This window comes from Kitasatospora sp. McL0602, from assembly GCF_052076145.1.
In the GTDB taxonomy this organism is placed as follows: domain Bacteria; phylum Actinomycetota; class Actinomycetes; order Streptomycetales; family Streptomycetaceae; genus Kitasatospora.
Genome location: NZ_CP197246.1, coordinates 5,626,958 through 5,643,365, shown reverse-complemented (window position 1 = coordinate 5,643,365; position 16,408 = coordinate 5,626,958). Strand labels below are relative to the sequence as shown.

At 72.2% G+C, this 16,408-nt stretch carries 17 protein-coding genes; 10 read left to right on the top strand and 7 right to left on the bottom strand.

Going from position 1 to position 16,408, the window contains the following annotated elements; translation table 11 throughout:
- Positions 1-127: 127 nt before the first annotated feature.
- Together ACR68M_RS25720 and ACR68M_RS25715 are read right to left on the bottom strand one after the other, a co-directional pair.
- Positions 128-592: an Lrp/AsnC family transcriptional regulator gene (locus ACR68M_RS25720; RefSeq protein WP_441246485.1), complete on the bottom strand. Its 465-nt coding sequence runs from the start codon at positions 590-592 to the stop codon at positions 128-130.
- 87 nt (positions 593-679) lie between these two features.
- Positions 680-1,606 (bottom strand): NADP-dependent oxidoreductase, encoded by a 927-nt coding sequence (locus ACR68M_RS25715; protein ID WP_441246484.1) that lies wholly within the window; start codon positions 1,604-1,606, stop codon positions 680-682.
- A gap of 177 nt (positions 1,607-1,783) precedes the next feature.
- Here ACR68M_RS25715 and nadA point away from each other — a divergent pair, with 177 nt between their 5' ends.
- Complete coding sequence (gene nadA, locus ACR68M_RS25710; RefSeq protein ID WP_441246483.1) at positions 1,784-2,965, top strand: quinolinate synthase NadA; 1,182 nt, start codon at positions 1,784-1,786, stop codon at positions 2,963-2,965.
- A gap of 70 nt (positions 2,966-3,035) precedes the next feature.
- Here the strand turns inward: nadA and pspAA are convergent, their stop codons facing one another.
- Positions 3,036-3,329 (bottom strand): PspA-associated protein PspAA, encoded by a 294-nt coding sequence (pspAA, locus tag ACR68M_RS25705; protein WP_441246482.1) that lies wholly within the window; start codon positions 3,327-3,329, stop codon positions 3,036-3,038.
- A 34-nt stretch (positions 3,330-3,363) separates the two neighbouring features.
- Positions 3,364-4,122, bottom strand: coding sequence for a PspA/IM30 family protein (locus tag ACR68M_RS25700; protein ID WP_441251713.1), 759 nt, complete (start codon positions 4,120-4,122; stop codon positions 3,364-3,366).
- A 305-nt stretch (positions 4,123-4,427) separates the two neighbouring features.
- On the opposite strand from ACR68M_RS25700, the gene ACR68M_RS25695 reads away from it, so the two are divergent.
- Together ACR68M_RS25695 and ACR68M_RS25690 are read left to right on the top strand one after the other, a co-directional pair.
- Entirely contained in the window at positions 4,428-5,027 is a 600-nt protein-coding gene (locus ACR68M_RS25695) for a DUF3043 domain-containing protein (protein WP_441246481.1), read from the top strand.
- A gap of 143 nt (positions 5,028-5,170) precedes the next feature.
- Positions 5,171-5,914 carry a class I SAM-dependent methyltransferase gene (locus ACR68M_RS25690; RefSeq protein ID WP_441251712.1) on the top strand — a complete coding sequence of 248 codons (744 nt, stop codon included), beginning with the start codon at positions 5,171-5,173 and terminating at the stop codon, positions 5,912-5,914.
- A gap of 20 nt (positions 5,915-5,934) precedes the next feature.
- Here the strand turns inward: ACR68M_RS25690 and ACR68M_RS25685 are convergent, their stop codons facing one another.
- A complete protein-coding gene (locus tag ACR68M_RS25685; RefSeq protein ID WP_441246480.1) occupies positions 5,935-6,129 on the bottom strand; it encodes a hypothetical protein in 195 nt (64 codons plus the stop codon).
- 100 nt (positions 6,130-6,229) lie between these two features.
- On the opposite strand from ACR68M_RS25685, the gene cobU reads away from it, so the two are divergent.
- The 6 genes from cobU (at position 6,230) to sucB (ending at position 14,064) form a co-directional block, all read left to right on the top strand.
- Positions 6,230-6,790, top strand: coding sequence for a bifunctional adenosylcobinamide kinase/adenosylcobinamide-phosphate guanylyltransferase (cobU, locus tag ACR68M_RS25680; RefSeq protein ID WP_441246479.1), 561 nt, complete (start codon positions 6,230-6,232; stop codon positions 6,788-6,790).
- 11 nt (positions 6,791-6,801) lie between these two features.
- Complete coding sequence (locus ACR68M_RS25675; RefSeq protein ID WP_441246478.1) at positions 6,802-7,926, top strand: nicotinate-nucleotide--dimethylbenzimidazole phosphoribosyltransferase; 1,125 nt, start codon at positions 6,802-6,804, stop codon at positions 7,924-7,926.
- A 5-nt stretch (positions 7,927-7,931) separates the two neighbouring features.
- Entirely contained in the window at positions 7,932-8,690 is a 759-nt protein-coding gene (locus ACR68M_RS25670; protein ID WP_441246477.1) for an adenosylcobinamide-GDP ribazoletransferase, read from the top strand.
- Positions 8,691-8,951: 261 nt separating this feature from the next.
- Entirely contained in the window at positions 8,952-10,448 is a 1,497-nt protein-coding gene (locus ACR68M_RS25665; RefSeq protein WP_441246476.1) for a leucyl aminopeptidase, read from the top strand.
- Between the two features lie 412 nt (positions 10,449-10,860).
- The gene (gene lpdA / locus ACR68M_RS25660; RefSeq protein ID WP_441246475.1) at positions 10,861-12,249 is read left to right on the top strand and encodes a dihydrolipoyl dehydrogenase; all 1,389 of its coding nucleotides are present in this window, start codon (positions 10,861-10,863) and stop codon (positions 12,247-12,249) included.
- Between the two features lie 57 nt (positions 12,250-12,306).
- Positions 12,307-14,064 (top strand): 2-oxoglutarate dehydrogenase, E2 component, dihydrolipoamide succinyltransferase, encoded by a 1,758-nt coding sequence (sucB, locus tag ACR68M_RS25655; protein ID WP_441246474.1) that lies wholly within the window; start codon positions 12,307-12,309, stop codon positions 14,062-14,064.
- A 97-nt stretch (positions 14,065-14,161) separates the two neighbouring features.
- Here the strand turns inward: sucB and ACR68M_RS25650 are convergent, their stop codons facing one another.
- Complete coding sequence (locus ACR68M_RS25650) at positions 14,162-15,226, bottom strand: MerR family transcriptional regulator (protein WP_441246473.1); 1,065 nt, start codon at positions 15,224-15,226, stop codon at positions 14,162-14,164.
- A gap of 132 nt (positions 15,227-15,358) precedes the next feature.
- Between ACR68M_RS25650 and ACR68M_RS25645 the strand changes: the two genes are divergently transcribed.
- Complete coding sequence (locus ACR68M_RS25645; RefSeq protein WP_441246472.1) at positions 15,359-15,874, top strand: DUF4240 domain-containing protein; 516 nt, start codon at positions 15,359-15,361, stop codon at positions 15,872-15,874.
- A 14-nt stretch (positions 15,875-15,888) separates the two neighbouring features.
- Here ACR68M_RS25645 and ACR68M_RS25640 read toward each other — a convergent pair whose 3' ends face one another.
- Entirely contained in the window at positions 15,889-16,386 is a 498-nt protein-coding gene (locus tag ACR68M_RS25640) for an N-acetyltransferase family protein (RefSeq protein ID WP_441246471.1), read from the bottom strand.
- Positions 16,387-16,408 lie beyond the last annotated feature (22 nt).

Here is a 16,408-nt window from a genome sequence, read left to right as displayed (position 1 = left end):
TGATCAGCGTAGGCAGCGGGCCCGTCCGGGCGCGCGTCGGAACCCGGCTGCTCAGGCAGGATTCGAGCGCATTCGAGTACGGATGCGCAGCTTTCCTGCGCAGGCTCGCAAGGTGGCCCGGCGGGCGTCAGCCGATCAGCTGGGAGAGGACCACCGAGCTGCGGCTGCGCTGGACTCCGGGCTCCTTGCGGATGCGTTCGATGACGGCCTCCAGATGCCGGGTGTCGGCGGCCCGGAGGTGGACGAGCGCGTCGGGGTCGCCGGTGACCGTCCAGGCGGCGACGACCTCGGGGAACTGCCGGAGGCTGGCGAGGATCTCCTCGGGGGCGGTGCGTTCGCGGCAGTAGACCTCGACGAAGGCCTCCGTCCGCCAGCCGAGCAGGGCCGGGTCGAGGACGACGGTGAAGCCCCGGACGACGCCCCGGGAGCGCAGCCGGTCGATCCGGCGGCGGACGGCGGTGGCGGAGAGGTTGGCGAGCATGCCGATCTCGGCGTAGGAGGCGCGGCCGTCCCGGCTCAGGTGGCTCAGGAGGAGGCGGTCGGTCTCGTCCAGGGCGGCCCCGCCCAGCTCGGGCGGTCTACTCGTGCTCATGCGTGCGGGGCTCCACTGGTTGCTGCCGGTCTGCGGCGGGCCGCTGCAGAAACGACTCGCCGCTCCCATTCTGGCGAATAATCCTGGTCAGTCCACCAACAGGACGATCTTCCCCCTGGTCCGGCCCTCGGCGTTCAGGGCCTGGGCGCTGGCGGCCTGGGAGAGCGGGAAGGTGGAGGCGACGGGCACGGTGAGCTGCCCGGCGTCGGCCAGCTCGGCGAGGGCGGTGAGGTCGGCGGCGTCCGGGCGGACGAAGATGTAGCGGCCGCCGGCCGCGACCACGCCGTAGTCGGTGATCGAGGCGATCCGTCCCGGTGTCCTGAGCAGCCCGGCGGAGACCTCGACGGCTCCCCCGCCGACCAGGTCGAAGGCCGCGTCGACGCCGTCGGGGGCGAGTGCCCGGACGCGGTCGGCGAGGCCGTCGCCGTAGCTGACCGGCTCGGCGCCGAGCCCGCGCAGGTAGGCGTGGTTGCGTTCACTGGCGGTGCCGATGACGCGGGCTCCAAGGGCCTTGGCGATCTGCACGGCGAGGCTGCCGACGCCGCCCGCGGCGGCGTGGATCAGCACCGTCTCGCCGGGCTGCAGGGCCAGCGCCTTGACCAGCCCCTGGTAGGCGGTGAGCCCGGCGAGCGGGAGACCGCCGGCGGCGGCCCAGTCGAGGGCGGCGGGCTTGCGGGCAAGGGTGCGGACGGGGGCGGAGACCAGCTCGGCGTACGTACCGTGCTCGATCGAGTCCTTGCGGACGTACCCGATCACCTCGTCGCCGGGGGCGAACTCGGTGACGGCACCGCCGACGGCCTGGACCACCCCGGCCAGGTCCCAGCCCAGGATCAGCGGGAAGTGCGCGTCGATCGCCCCGTCGAGGTACCCCTCGCGGACCTTCCAGTCGACGGGGTTCACCCCGGCGGCCTTGACGCGCACCAGCACGGAGTCGGGGCCGACCTTCGGATCGGGGAGTTCGAGGTACTCGACGACCTCGGGGCCGCCGTACTGCCTGATCGCGATTGCCTTCATGCTCCCAGCCAACCGGAACCGGACCCGTCCGCACCTGGGAAGGGGCCGTCGGGGCGAGCCGATCTGATCACATCGACAGTCCGTCCATCGTCAGAGTGACGCGAACGGGTTATGATAGATAGCGTCAGATAGACGAAAAGGGCTGACTGATTCGGCCGATCAGGAGGGCACCCGCCCGTGAGCACCACCACCGAGACCTACGGCGTCGACCCCACCCCGACCCCGCTCGCACTGCTGCTGCTCGGCCGCGAGGCCGACCCGAACAGTGAGCGCGGCGTCGAGTGTCCGGGGGATCTCCCCGCCGCCTCCGACCCGGATCTCGTCGAGCGGGCCCGTGCGGCCAAGGCGAAGCTCGGTGACCGGGTCTTCATCCTGGGCCACCACTACCAGCGCGACGAGGTCATCGAGTTCGCCGACGTGACCGGCGACTCCTTCAAGCTGGCCCGTGACGCCGCCGCCCGCCCGGAGGCCGAGTACATCGTCTTCTGCGGTGTGCACTTCATGGCGGAGTCCGCCGACATCCTCACCGGCAGCGACCAGCAGGTCATCCTGCCGGACCTCGCGGCCGGCTGCTCGATGGCCGACATGGCCACCGCCGAGCAGGTCGCCGAGTGCTGGGACGTGCTCACCGACGCCGGCATAGCCGACGTGACGGTGCCGGTCTCGTACATGAACTCCTCCGCCGACATCAAGGCCTTCACCGGCAAGCACGGCGGCACCATCTGCACCTCCTCCAACGCCAAGCGGGCTCTGGAGTGGGCGTACGAGCAGGGCGAGAAGGTGCTCTTCCTGCCGGACCAGCACCTCGGCCGCAACACCGCCGTCCGGGACATGGGCTTCTCGCTGGACGACTGCGTGCTCTACAACCCGCACAAGCCGAACGGCGGCCTGACCCCCGAGCAGCTGCGGGACGCCAGGATCATCCTCTGGCGCGGGCACTGCTCGGTGCACGGCCGCTTCTCGGTCGACTCCGTCAACGACGTCCGTGCGCGCATCCCCGGCGTCACCGTGCTGGTGCACCCCGAGTGCAAGCACGAGGTCGTCTCGGCGGCCGACATGGTCGGCTCGACGGAGTACATCATCAAGGCGCTGGACGCTGCCGAGCCCGGCTCCAAGTGGGCCATCGGCACCGAGCTGAACCTCGTCCGCCGGCTGGCCAAGGCCCACCCGGACAAGGAGGTCGTCTTCCTCGACAAGGCGGTCTGCTTCTGCTCGACGATGAACCGGATCGACCTGCCGCACCTGGTCTGGGCCCTGGAGTCGCTGGTCGACGGCCGGGTGCCGAATGTGATCACGGTCGACCCGGAGACCGAGAAGTACGCCAAGGCCGCCCTCGACCGGATGCTGGCGCTTCCGTAAGGCGGTAAGGCGTTAAGGCGAAAGGGCGGGCACCCGGTGGGTGCCCGCCCTTCGTCGTGCCACGTGCCTGCTACTCCGCGAAGCCGGGGATGATGCCCTCGCCCTCGGACAGCAGCATTGCCTTGACCTGCTCGATCGTCGCCTCCGCGTCAGGGAGGATGAGGTCCGACGGCTCCAGCGCATCGTCGGGGAGCGGCGTGCCGTGCTCCCTGACCGCGTCGAGCAGCCGGCCGAGGGCCGTCCGGAACTGCGCCTCGTCGCCCGACTCCAGTGCGGTGAGCAGCTCGTCGTCGAGCTGGTTGAGCCGGTTCAGGTGGTCGTCGCCCACCTGGAACTGCCCCTCACCCATGACCCGCATGATCATGCCGGTGTTTCTCCCTGCTCTCCGAGCGGCTGTGTCACTTGTTGTAGTTGATCTTCGAGCCGTCCTGCTTGCCCTGCTCGATCGCCTGCGGGGCGGCCGCCGGGCTGCCGCCGGTGAGCTCGGCCTTCATCCGGGCCAGCTCCAGCTCGACGTCGGAACCGCCGGCCACCCGCTCCAGCTCGGCCTCGATGTCGTCCTTGCGGCCGAGACCGCTGGAGTCGTCGAGCGCGCCGGAGGCGAGCAGCTCGTCGATCGCACCGGCCCGCGCCTGCATCTGGGCCGTCTTGTCCTCGGCCCGCTGGATCGCCAGGCCGACGTCGCCCATCTCCTCGGAGATGCCGGAGAAGGACTCCGCGATGCGGGTCTGCGCCTGGGCGGCGGTGTACGTCGCCTTGATGGTCTCCTTCTTGGTACGGAAGGCGTCCACCTTGGCCTGCAGCCGCTGGGAGGCGAGCGTGAGCTTCTCCTCCTCGGCCTGGAGCTGCTGGTACTGCACCTCCAGGTCGGTGATCTGGGACTGCATGTTGGCCTTGCGGGTCAGGGCCTCACGGGCCAGGTCCTCGCGACCCAGCGAGAGCGCCTTGCGCCCCTGCTCCTCGTACTTCGCCGACTGCTGCTGCAGCTGCGTCAGCTGGAGCTCCAGCCGCTTGCGGGAGGTGGCAACGTCGGCGACGCCCCTGCGCACCTTCTGCAGCAGTTCGAGCTGCTTCTGGTAGGAGTAGTCGAGCGTCTCGCGCGGGTCCTCCGCCCGGTCCAGGGCCTTGTTCGCCTTGGAGCGGAAGATCAGCCCCATACGCTTCATGATTCCGTCGCTCATGGGCCTCGGGTGCCCCCTTCTCGGGCCTGCGGTCGTCTCGTGCTGACAGGCTGAAGTGTATGTGCTGCGAGCGGCTCGCCGCAGTGCACCTGCCTGCAACAAGAGTGCTACAACGCCGGGCACGACGGCATCGTCCCTGGGGTGGAGTCGACCCCCGACCATGATCCGCCGGACGAAGGGTCTCCCGTAGGGGACACGCCGCACACGTCCGATGCCGATCGATACCGGTTCGGGTCCAAGGGCACAGGAACATCCGCGCAGCCAGCACGTACGCTGGTGGTGTGTTCCGACGCCGCTCAGATGATGCCTCCTCCTCCGCCACCGCGCTGGCCGAGCAGGACGAAACGACCCAGCCCCGCGACCCGCAGGCGCCCAAGGGCCGCCCGACGCCCAAGCGCAGCGAGGCCGAGGCCAACCGCCGCACCAAGGTGACGGTGCCCAAGGACCGCAAGGAGGCCGCCAAGCAGTCCCGCGAGCGGATGCGCACCGAGCGGGAGAAGCAGCGCAACGGTCTGCTGACCGGTGACGAGCGCTTCCTGCCCGCGCGTGACAAGGGCCCCGTCCGCCGCTTCGCGCGCGACTACATGGACTCGCGCTGGTCGCTGGCCGAGTTCTTCCTGCCGTACGCGGTGCTCGTGCTGATCCTCAGCGTGACGAAGGTGCAGACGCTCCAGCTGCTCTCGACGCTGCTCTTCATGATCTTCTTCGTGCTCGTGATCGCGGACTTCGCCCGGCTGGGCCTCGGCCTGCGCAAGTCGCTGGCGAACCGCTTCCCCGGGCAGAACACCCGCGGCACCGTGGCCTACGCGCTGATGCGCACGCTCCAGATGCGGCGGCTGCGACTGCCGAAGCCGCAGGTCAAGCGGGGCGAGCGACCCTGACCGCCGAGCCCGCCCCGTCGCACTCCGGCTGGGCCGTCGCGCCCTCCTGGGCCGGGCAGCCCGGTGCGTACGCGCTGCCCAACCAGGGCGGCGGCGGGCACGACCTGCTGCCGGCCCGGGGTGCCCACCCGGCGGGTTCGTGGCTGGAGCGGCAGGGCGGGCTCCGCAATCTCGTCCGGCAGGAGCTGGTCGCCCGGCAGCTCGCCGAGCAGCTGGCCGGCCGGCACGGGCTGCGGGTGCTCGACGTCGGCTGCGGCCAGGGCACCCAGGCCCTGCGGCTGGCCCGCGCAGGACACCTCGTCACCGGGCTCGACCCGGACCCGGTCACGCTCGGCGCCGCCCAGGCCGCACTGGCGGCCGAACCGGCCGAGGTCCGCGAGCGCGTCCGGCTGCTCAGCGGGGACGGGCACCAGTGCGGTCGCTGGTTCGGCCCGCGCAGCTTCGACGTGGTGCTCTGCCACGGCCTCCTGATGTACCTGCCCGACCCGGACCCGATGCTCGCCTCGCTGGCCCGGATGCTGGCGCCCGGCGGGCTGCTCTCGCTGCTGGTGCGCAACGCCGACGCGCTCGCCATGCGGCCCGGCCTGACCGGCGACTGGCGCACGGCCCTCGGCTCCTTCGACAGCCCGCGCTACACCAACGGGCTCGGCCTCCCCGCCCGCGCCGACCGGCTCGCCGACCTCACCGTCACGCTCGCGGAGATCTCCGTCCCGCTCCGGCACTGGTACGGCGTCCGGGTCTTCACCGACGCCACCCCCGAGGACGCGGCCCCCGTCGACGGCCGCCAGCTGGCCCAGCTCCTCGACGCCGAGGAGCGAGCCGGCCGGCAGGACCCGTACCGAGGCGTCGCAGCTCTGCTGCACGTCTTCGCCGCGAAGAAGAGCTGACCCCCACCGGGCCCGGTGCGTCAGCTCTCGTGGAGGCCCATCGAGTAGATGACACTGTCGTCCTCGAGTAGGACGGCCTTGTCGATGCCGGTCTCCACCAAGTCCTTCCAGAATTCGCCGATCCAGGACTCGGCGTCGCCCTGGCCGGGGAACTCCTCGGAGGGGTGGTCGACCACGGTGCCGTCCGACTTCTCGTACCGCCACGTCCACGCCATGCCAGGGCTCCTCCCGATCGCCTCGCTGCTGTGCGAGTTGTGCGAACAGTAGCGTGCCCACCTCGCGGCGCCCCATGCCTCGTCAGGCAGGATGGGCCGCATGGCACACCCCCGCACCCTGATCCTCGGCGGCGCCCGCTCGGGCAAGTCGACCCGGGCCGAGCAGCTGCTGGCCGACCACGACGACGTGCTGTACGTCGCGACCGGCGGCACCCGGGACGGGGACGAGGAGTGGGCGCAGCGCGTCGACCTGCACCGTCGCCGCCGCCCGGCGAGCTGGCGGACGGCCGAGACCTGCGAGCTGGAGGCCGTCCTGGCGGACGCCGACGACCCGGCGCCGGTGCTGATCGACTGCCTGGCGCTCTGGCTGACCGCCGTGATGGACGAGTGCGGCGCCTGGGAGGACACCGTCTGGACGGCGGGCGGCGAGGCCGCGGTGCAGCGGCGGTGCGACGCGCTGGCGGCGGCCTGGCGGGCGACGGGGCGTCAGGTCATCGCGGTGAGCAACGAGGTCGGGATGGGGGTTGTCCCGGCGACCGCCGCCGGACGGCGGTTCAGGGACACCCTCGGGCGGCTGAACATGGCGGTGGCGGACGCCTCGGAGCGGGTGCTGCTGGTGGTGGCCGGGCAGGTGCTGACCGTCAAACCGCTTGGCGTGTAGCCTTCCCAGCGATGGACACCACCGTGGATCTCGATACCTTCTCCTCGCTCGTCGAGCGCCCCGACGAGAGCGCCCGGCGGGCTGCCGAGGAGCGCTGGCAGCAGCTGGACAAGCCGCGTGGCGGCCTGGGGCAGCTGGAGGAGCTCGGCGCCTGGCTGGCCTCCGTGCAGGGCGGTTCGCCCGTCCGACCGCTGACGGCGGCCAAGGTGCTGCTCTTTGCGGGCGACCACGGCGTGGCCTCGCTCGGCGTCTCCCGTGCCGACGCCCAGGGGCGGACGGCCGAGCGGGTGCACGCCGTGCTGGAGGGCACCGCCCCCGTCGCCGTGCTGGCCCGGCGCTACGGCGCCGACGTACGGGTGGTCGACCTGGCCGTGGACGCCCCCGTCGGGGAGTTCCCGGAGGAGGTGACCAGGCACCGGGTGCGCCGGGGCTCCGGGCGGATCGACGTCGAGGACGCGCTGACGCCCGAGGAGGCCGTCCGCGCGTTCCAGGCCGGGATGGCCGTGGCCGACGAGGAGGCCGAGCTCGGCACCGACCTGGTGGTGCTCGGTGATCTCGGGGTCGGCTCGACCACCGTGGCCGCCGTACTGATCGGCGCGCTCTGCGGGACGGACGCGGCGGCCGTGACCGGGCGCGGCTCCGGCATCGACGACCACGTGTGGATGGTCAAGTGCGCGACCGTCCGGGACGCGCTGCGCCGGGCCCGCCCGGTGCTGGGCGACCAGTTGGCGCTGCTCGGCGCCGTCGGCGGCGCGGACTTCGCCGCCGTCACCGGCTTCCTGCTCCAGGCCGCCGCGCGAAAGCTGCCGGTGGTGCTCGACGGTGTGGTCTCGGCCGCCTGCGCGCTCGTCGCGCAGCGGATCGCCTTCCGGGCACCGGAGTGGTGGCGGGCCGGGCAGATCTCGGGCGAGCCCGCGCAGGCGAAGGCCTTCGACCGGCTGACGCTGACCCCGCTCCAGAGCCTCGGCGTCTCGATGGGCGAGGGGGTCGGCGCGCTGCTGACTCTCCCGCTGCTCCAGGCCGCCTCCGACACGCTGGCCGAGCCCTCCGAGACCCTGCTGGTGACGAAGGTCGCCCGCGCTCCGCAGGAGCCGCGGCGGCTGCCGACCGCCGCGGAGCTGCTGGGCCGGGCCTGACCCCGGTGGGCCACGGGCTGCGCTTCGCCTTCGGCACGCTCTCCGTGCTGCGGGTGCGGGTCGACCGCTGGGACCGGCCGACGGCCGGGCGGGCGATGCTCGGCGCACCGCTGGTCGGGCTGGTGCTCGGGGCGCTCGCGGCCGGGGCCGGCGCGCTGGTCTCCTGGCGCGCGGGCGGGCTGCTCGGGGCGGTGGCCGCCGTGTCGGTGCTCGCCGCGCTGACCCGGGGCCTGCACCTGGACGGGCTGGCGGACGTCGCCGACGGCCTCGGCAGCGGCAAGCCCGCCGAGGACGCGCTGCGGATCATGAAGCAGTCGGACATCGGCCCCTTCGGGGTGCTCACCCTCGTGCTGACCCTGCTGGCCCAGATCGCCGCGCTGGCCGGGCAGTTCACCGTCTCCCCCGGGCGCGGGGCACTCGCCGTGCTGACCGCCGCCGTGGCCGCGCGCTGCGCGCTGGCCTGGGGCTGCCTGCACTCCGTACCCGCCGCCCGGCCGGGCGGGCTGGGGGCGATGGTCGCCGGTACGGTGCCGCTCGCCGGGGCGCTGGCGGTGTCGGCGGGCTCGGCGCTGGCGCTCTGGGCGGCGGGCTGGGCCGCTGGCTGGCCCTCCCCCCGGTACCCGTTGGCGCTGGTGCTGGGGCTCGGCTGCGCCTGGCTGCTGCTGCGGCGCTGCGTCCGGCGGTTCGACGGCATCACCGGGGACGTCCTCGGCGCGATGGCGGAGACGGCCGCGACCGGAGCCCTGCTCGCGCTGGCGGTCTGAACCCGGCCCGAAGCGGCCCACGCAGTCTGACGAGGCGTCACCACGGCGTGTCAGTTGACACCTTCGGCGGCATCGGCCTGCGGGAACGATTTCGCGGCCGGTACGGTGGCCGACAGCCGTCGGCATCATCCCAACATGCGGACTACCATGCGGGGAGCACCGTAGCCCTGTGCCCTGTTCCAGCGGAGCACGGCGGGGTTACGCCGATACGGCATCGGCGCCGTACCCGGTCGTGGACCGCGAAAGAACAGGACGCATTACGTGACTGCATTGTCTGTGAGCACCTCCTCCGCCGCCGCGCAGCGCGCGGACGCCCTGGTGATCGGCGTGGCAAAGGGCCCGAAGGGCCTCGTCCTCGCCGCCGGCGCCGAGGCCGTGGCCGAGGCGTTCGAGGGCAAGCTGGCCGACGTCCTCACCACCCTGGGCGCCAGCGGCGCCGAGGGTGAGGCCGTCAAGCTGCCCGCCGCCGCCGGCCTGAAGGCCGGGCTCGTGCTCGCGGTCGGCCTCGGCGACGCCGTCGAGGACGGCTACTCGGCGGAGACGCTGCGCCGCGCCGCCGGTGTCGCCGCCCGCACCCTGGGTGGCGCCAAGAAGGCCGTCCTGGCGCTGCCCGCCGCCTCCGCCGAGGAGATCGAGGCCGTCGCGCTGGGCGCCCTGCTCGGCGCGTACGCCTACACCACGTACAAGGGCGACGCGGGCAAGGGCCCGGTCGGCGAGCTCGTCGTGCTGACCGACCGCAAGGGCAGCAAGGACGCCAAGGCGGCCGTCGAGCGCGCCACCGCGATCGGCGAGGAGATGAACCGCGCCCGCGACCTCATCAACGCCGCTCCGAACGACCTCAACCCGAAGTCCTTCGCCGCGATCGCCCAGGCGGCCGGCAAGGAGCACGGCCTGAAGGTCGAGGTCCTCGACGAGAAGGCGCTGGCCAAGGGCGGCTTCGGCGGCCTGCTCGGCGTCGGCACCGGCTCGGCCAACCCGCCGCGGCTGGTGAAGGTGGCCTACACCCACCCGAAGGCGGAGAAGACCCTCGCGTTCATCGGCAAGGGCATCACCTACGACTCGGGCGGCATCTCGCTGAAGCCGGCCGGGCACAACGAGACGATGAAGTGCGACATGTCCGGCGCGGCCGCCGTGTTCGCCGCCGTCGTCGCCGCCAAGCGTCTCGGCCTGCGCGTCAACATCACCGCCTGGCTCGCCCTGGCGGAGAACATGCCGTCGGGCACCGCCACCCGCCCGGGTGACGTCCTGAAGATGTACGGCGGCAAGACCGTCGAGGTGCTCAACACCGACGCCGAGGGCCGCCTGGTGCTGGCCGACGCGATCGTGCGCGCGGGCGAGGAGACGCCGGACGTCATCGTCGACGTCGCCACCCTGACCGGTGCGATGGTGCTGGCGCTGGGCAACCGCACCTTCGGCGTGATGGCCAACGACGAGGAGCTGCGCACCCGCCTGCACACCACCTCGGAGACGGTCGGCGAGGCCTCCTGGCCGATGCCGCTGCCGGCCGACATGCGCAAGAGCATGACCGAGTCGAGCATCGCCGACCTGGCCAACATGGGCGAGCGGATGGGCGGCGGCCTGGTCGCCGGCCTGTTCCTCCAGGAGTTCGTCGCCGAGGGCATCTCCTGGGCGCACCTGGACATCGCCGGCCCGGCCTTCCACGAGGGCGCGCCGTTCGGCTACACCCCCAAGGGCGGCACCGGCAGTGCGATCCGCACCCTGGTCCGCTACGCGGAGGACGTCGCCGCAGGCGTCTGACCGCACACGTCCGAAGGGGCCCGGTGGAACACACCGGGCCCCTTCGGCGTTCTCCGAGACCGTAGGACAGTGTTACCAATCAGTAATCTGATGCATTGTGACGGGGCCATCTGTTCGCCCCGGGCGAAACTTTGTTCCGTACGGTGGAACTCCACCCCGACCGGGTGGCGGACGACCACTGGGCGGACATCAGGCGCACGGCTGTGAGCTGGGGATATACCCTTGCGGACGGGCCAACCGCCCCTCGACCCGGGCCTCGGGGCCGCCCTGCGGGGCAGCCCCGGACATCAGCCGCCGTGAACAAGTGCGAAGATGTATTTCCGGCATGACTGGGCGCCTTACAAGGCTGCCCGACCCAACCGGACCGCGACCGGCCCGGCGATCCGCACCTCATTTGCATGGAGGACGTGACGTGGCGAACGACGCCAGCACCGTTTTCGACGTAGTCATTCTCGGAGGCGGAAGCGGCGGTTACGCCGCGGCGCTCCGCGCCGCTCAGCTGGGTCTGAGTGTGGCCCTGATCGAGAAGGGCGAACTGGGCGGTACCTGCCTGCACCGTGGTTGCATTCCGACCAAGGCGCTGCTGCACGCCGCCGAGATTGCCGACGAGACGAAGGAGGCCGCCGAGTTCGGCGTTCTGGCCACCTTCCAGGGCATCGACATCAACGGCGTCCACAAGTACAAGGACGACGTCATCGCCGGCCTGTACAAGGGCCTGCAGGGCCTGGTGGCCTCCCGCAAGGTCACCTTCATCCAGGGCGAGGGCCGTCTCTCCTCGCAGACCTCGGTGGACGTGAACGGCCAGCGCGTCGAGGGCCGCCACATCGTCCTCGCCACCGGCTCCGTGCCGAAGTCGCTGCCCGGTCTGACCATCGACGGCGACCGCGTGATCTCCTCGGACCACGCCCTCAAGCTCGACCGCATCCCGAAGTCGGCCGTCATCCTCGGCGGCGGCGTGATCGGTGTCGAGTTCGCGTCTGTCTGGAAGTCCTTCGGCGTCGACGTCACCATCGTCGAGGCCCTGCCGCACCTGGCCCCGCTGGAGGACGAGAACTCCTCCAAGCTGCTGGAGCGCGCCTTCCGCAAGCGCGGCATCAAGTTCGAGCTCAAGGCCCGCTTCTCCGGCGTCGAGTACACCGCCGACGGTGTCCGCGTCTCCACCGAGAACGGCAAGCAGATCGACGCCGACCTGCTGCTCGTCGCCATCGGCCGCGGCCCGGTCTCGGCCGGCCTGGGCTACGAGGAGAACGGCGTCGCGATGGACCGCGGCTACGTCCTCGTCGACGAGTACATGCGCACCAACGTTCCCACCATCTCGGCCGTCGGCGACCTCGTCCCGACCCTCCAGCTCGCCCACGTCGGCTTCGCCGAGGGCATCCTGGTCGCCGAGCGCCTCGCGGGCCTCAAGGCCGTGCCGATCGACTACGACGGCGTGCCGCGCGTGACGTACTGCAACCCCGAGGTCGCGTCCGTCGGCATCACCGAGGCCAAGGCCGTCGAGCTGTACGGCAAGGACAAGGTCGTCACCCTCAAGTACAACCTCGCGGGCAACGGCAAGAGCAAGATCCTCAAGACCGCCGGCGAGATCAAGCTCGTCCAGGTCAAGGACGGCGCCGTGGTCGGCGTCCACATGGTCGGCGCCCGCATGGGTGAGCAGGTCGGCGAAGCCCAGCTCATCTACAACTGGGAGGCGCTGCCCGCCGAGGTCGCGCAGCTCATCCACGCCCACCCCTCGCAGTCCGAGGCCCTGGGCGAGGCGCACATGGCGCTGGCCGGCAAGCCGCTGCACGCCCACGACTGATCGTGCCGCTTCCTTCCCCCATCCCGCACGCAAGACTTGATAGGAGTCGCTGAAACCATGGCGGTCTCAGTAACACTGCCCGCACTGGGCGAGAGCGTTTCCGAAGGCACGGTCACCCGCTGGCTCAAGGCCGAGGGCGAGCGCGTGGAGGTCGACGAGCCGCTGCTCGAGGTCTCCACCGACAAGGTCGACACCGAGATCCCGGCGCCGGTCTCCGGCATCCTGGCCTCGATCAAGGTCGCCGAGGACGAGACGGTCGAGGTCGGCGCCGAGCTGGCCATCATCGATGACGGCTCGGGCGCTCCGGTCGCCGCCGCCGCCCCGGTCGCGGAGGCCGCTCCGGTCGCCGCGCCGGCGCCGGTCGTCGCGGCTCCGGCCCCGGTCGCCGCGCCGGCCCCCGTGGCCGAGGCTGCTCCGGCCGCTCCCGCCGCCGGCACGCCGATCGTGCTGCCCGCGCTGGGCGAGAGCGTCTCCGAGGGCACGGTCACCCGCTGGCTCAAGGCCGAGGGTGACACCGTCGAGGTCGACGAGCCGCTGCTCGAGGTCTCCACGGACAAGGTCGACACCGAGATCCCGTCGCCGGTCGCCGGTGTGCTGGTGAAGATCCTGGTCGGCGAGGACGAGGTCGCCGAGGTCGGCGCCCAGCTCGCGCTGATCGGTGCCGCGGGTGCGGTCGCCGCTGCTCCGGCTCCCGTCGCTGCTCCGGCTCCCGTCGCCGCCCCGGCCCCCGTCGCCGCCCCGGCCCCGGTCGTCGAGGCCCCGGCTCCGGTCGCCGCCCCGGCCCCCGTCGCCGCCCCCGTGGCTGCTCCGGTCGCCGCCCCGGCGCCGGTTGCCGCTGCCCCGGTCGCTGCTGCCCCGGTTGCCGCTGCCCCGGTTGCCGCTCCGGCCGCCGACAGCACGGACGCGTACGTGACCCCGCTGGTCCGCAAGCTCGCGGCCGAGCAGGGTGTCGCCCTCGGTTCCGTCACCGGCAGCGGTGTCGGCGGGCGCATCCGCAAGCAGGACGTCATCGCCGCTGCCGAGGCCGCCAAGGCCGCCGCGCACACCGTTGCCGCCCCGGCTGCTGCCAAGGCTCCGGCCGCCGCAGCGTCCCCGCTGCGCGGTCAGACCGTCAAGCTGACCCGCATGCGCAAGGTCATCGCCGACAACATGCTGAAGTCGATCCAGTCGTCGGCCCAGCTGACCACCGTGGTCGAGGTGGACGTCACCAACGTGATGCGTCTGCGCGAGAAGGCCAAGGCCGGCTTCCTCGCCCGCGAGGGCGTCAAGCTCTCGCCGATGCCGTTCTTCGTCAAGGCCGCGACCGAGGCCCTCAAGGTGCACCCGGTCATCAACTCGCGCCTGAACGACGACGACACCATCACCTACTTCGACGCCGAGCACGTGGGCATCGCGGTGGACACCGAGAAGGGCCTGATGGTCCCGGTCATCCACGGCGCGGGCGACCTCAACATCGCCGGCATCGCGAAGAAGACCGCCGACCTGGCCGCCCGCACCCGGGACAACAAGGTCAAGCCGGACGAGCTGGGTGGTGGCACCTTCACCATCACCAACACCGGCTCGCGCGGTGCGCTCTTCGACACCCCGATCATCAACATGCCGCAGTCGGCGATCCTCGGCATCGGCGCGACGGTCAAGCGCCCCGTCGTGGTCACCACGCCGGAGCTCGGCCAGACCATCGCGATCCGCGACATGGTCTACCTGGCCCTGTCGTACGACCACCGGGTCGTGGACGGCGCCGACGCCGCCCGCTTCCTGGGCAGCGTCAAGGCCCGCCTGGAAGAGGGCGCCTTCGAGGGCGACCTCGGCCTCTGAGGCTCCGGCCTCCCGGTCTTCGGGCCTGATTGAGCACAGCGCCCCCGCCCCGTCCTTCCCGGACGGAGCGGGGGCGCTGTCGTTCAGCGGTCAGCGGTCAGCGGTCTAGGGCGATGGGCATCAGGATCGAGAAGGTGTCCTTGCGGTCGGGGAAGCGGATCGCCAGCGGGGCGATCGGGCCGCCGAGTTCGAGGACGAGTTGGGGCTGGGCCCCGGCGGCCAGGGCCTCCAGGAGGAAGTCGCGGTTCACGCCGACCAGCAGCTCCCCCGCCGCCGTGTCGCGCTCGACCACGGTGAGGCCGCCGTCCCCGTCCAGGCTCAGCACGGAGACGTCGTAGGCGGCGCCGTCCTGGCCGTGCCGGCCGGTGTGGGTGGCGCCGGTGCCGAGGGTCTCGCGCAGGGCACCCGCCGCGACCTCGACCTGGTGGGTCGGCCGCAGCCGCAGCATCGGGCGGTAGTCCGGGTAGTCGTGGTCGAGCCGCTCGCCGCCGACCTGGCGGCCGCCGACCGTCGCCGTCAGCAGCTGCCCGTCGATCTCCAGCTCGACCGTGCCGCCCGTCAGCAGGGGCCGCAGCTCGTCCACGAAGGAGGCCGGGGCGATCACCCGGGCCGCAGGGCCGCTCTGCCCGGTGATCGGTGCCTGGGAGACGGCGAGCCGGTAGCGGTCGGTCGCGACGGCGCGCAGGACGTCCGCCTCGGCCTCCAGCAGGACGCCCGTCACGGCGGGCATCGCGGCGTCGGCGCCGACGGCGAAGCGGACCGCGTCGAGGGCGGCGGCGAGCTCGGTGGCGAGGCAGGTCAGGCGGGTGGTGCTCATCGGGATCTCCCTGAGGTCGAGTAGCGTCCGGACTGTGGAGAGCTCGCGGCGGGCGTCGGTGAGGCCGTCCTCCAGCCGTCGCAGGTGCTCGTCGAGCACCTGCCGGGCCTGCGCCTGCGGGGCCGTCAGCACGACGGAGATCTCCGCCAGCGGCATCCCGACCCGGCGCAGCCGGGCGATCAGCCGGGCGTCGGCCAGCTGCTCGGCGGCGTACCAGCGGTAGCCCGTGCGCGGGTCGACCCGGGCCGGGCCGAACACCCCCGCGCCGTCGTAGAACCGCAGCGCGCTCACGCTGAGCCCGCTCTCCCGTGCCATCTCGCCGATGCTCCGCATCTCGTTCTCCACACCCCGGACTCTGTGGCCTCGACCTGGTCGAGGGTCAAGGGTGCCATCTGCCATCTCCTTTCAGGCCATCAGGAGGAGGTGGGGGCGTCAACGCATGCGTTCGGGCCGGTGACCGTGGATGCTGGAGCGGTGATGTACGAGACGGACTTCTGGCAACTCATCGACGAGAGCAGGGTCGCGGCGGACGGCGACCCGGACGAGCAGGCCGACGCGTTGGTGGAGCGGCTGGCCCAGCTGACGCCGGACGATGTGATCGACTTCGCCCGGCTGTTCGAGGCACGGTTCCAGCGGGCCTACCGGCGGGAGCTCTGGGGGGCGGCGTACCTGCTGCTCGACGGGGCGTCGGAGGACACCTTCGACTTCTTCCGGTGCTGGCTGATCGGGCAGGGCCGCGAGGTCTTCGAGGGTGGGCTGCACCACCCCGACGACCTGGCGGACCTGCTCTCCGACTTCGACGAGGAGGAGGACGGCGAGGCCGAGGACCTCGGCTACGCCGCCGACGAGGCGCACGAGCAGCTGACCGGGCTACCGCTGCCGGATCTCGGCGTGCGGCAGCCCGCGGTGCCCGAGGGCGAGCCGTTCGACTTCGAGGACGCGGCGGAGATGAAGGACCGGTACCCGAAGCTCTGGGAGCGCTACCGGGGCTGAACCCCGCATCGACGTCAGTCGGTGAGGCGGCGGCTCATCCAGACGTCGTCGACGAACGCGCCGTCGATCCAGAACTCCTCCGGCGAGACGCCGTCGACCTGGAAGCCGCAGCGGCCGTAGAGCCGCCGGGCCGGGGCGTTGTGGGCCAGCACCCGCAGCGTCATCCGGCGGGCGCCGGCCTCGCGGGCGACGGCGCAGGCGGCCTCGACCAGGGCCTTGCCGACGCCGAGGCCACGGCTCGCCGGGGAGACGGCGAGGCCGCGGATCTGGCGGATGTGCTGGTTGCTGGCCAGCGGGGTGGGCGGGGCCTGGCGGATGTAACCGAGGATCAGGCCGCCCGCCTCGGCGACCAGGAACTGCGACGGCGGGCAGCGCTCGTCGAACAGCCGGGCGTCCACGGGCGGCTGCGGGATGACATCGCTGACCCATGACCAGGCGGCCCGGTCCAGCACGGCGAGAGCGGGCTCGTCCTCGGGGCGGGCGGTACGTATCGTCAGGTTCTCGGCGGGCATGGGCGCCATGGTAGAGCTCCGC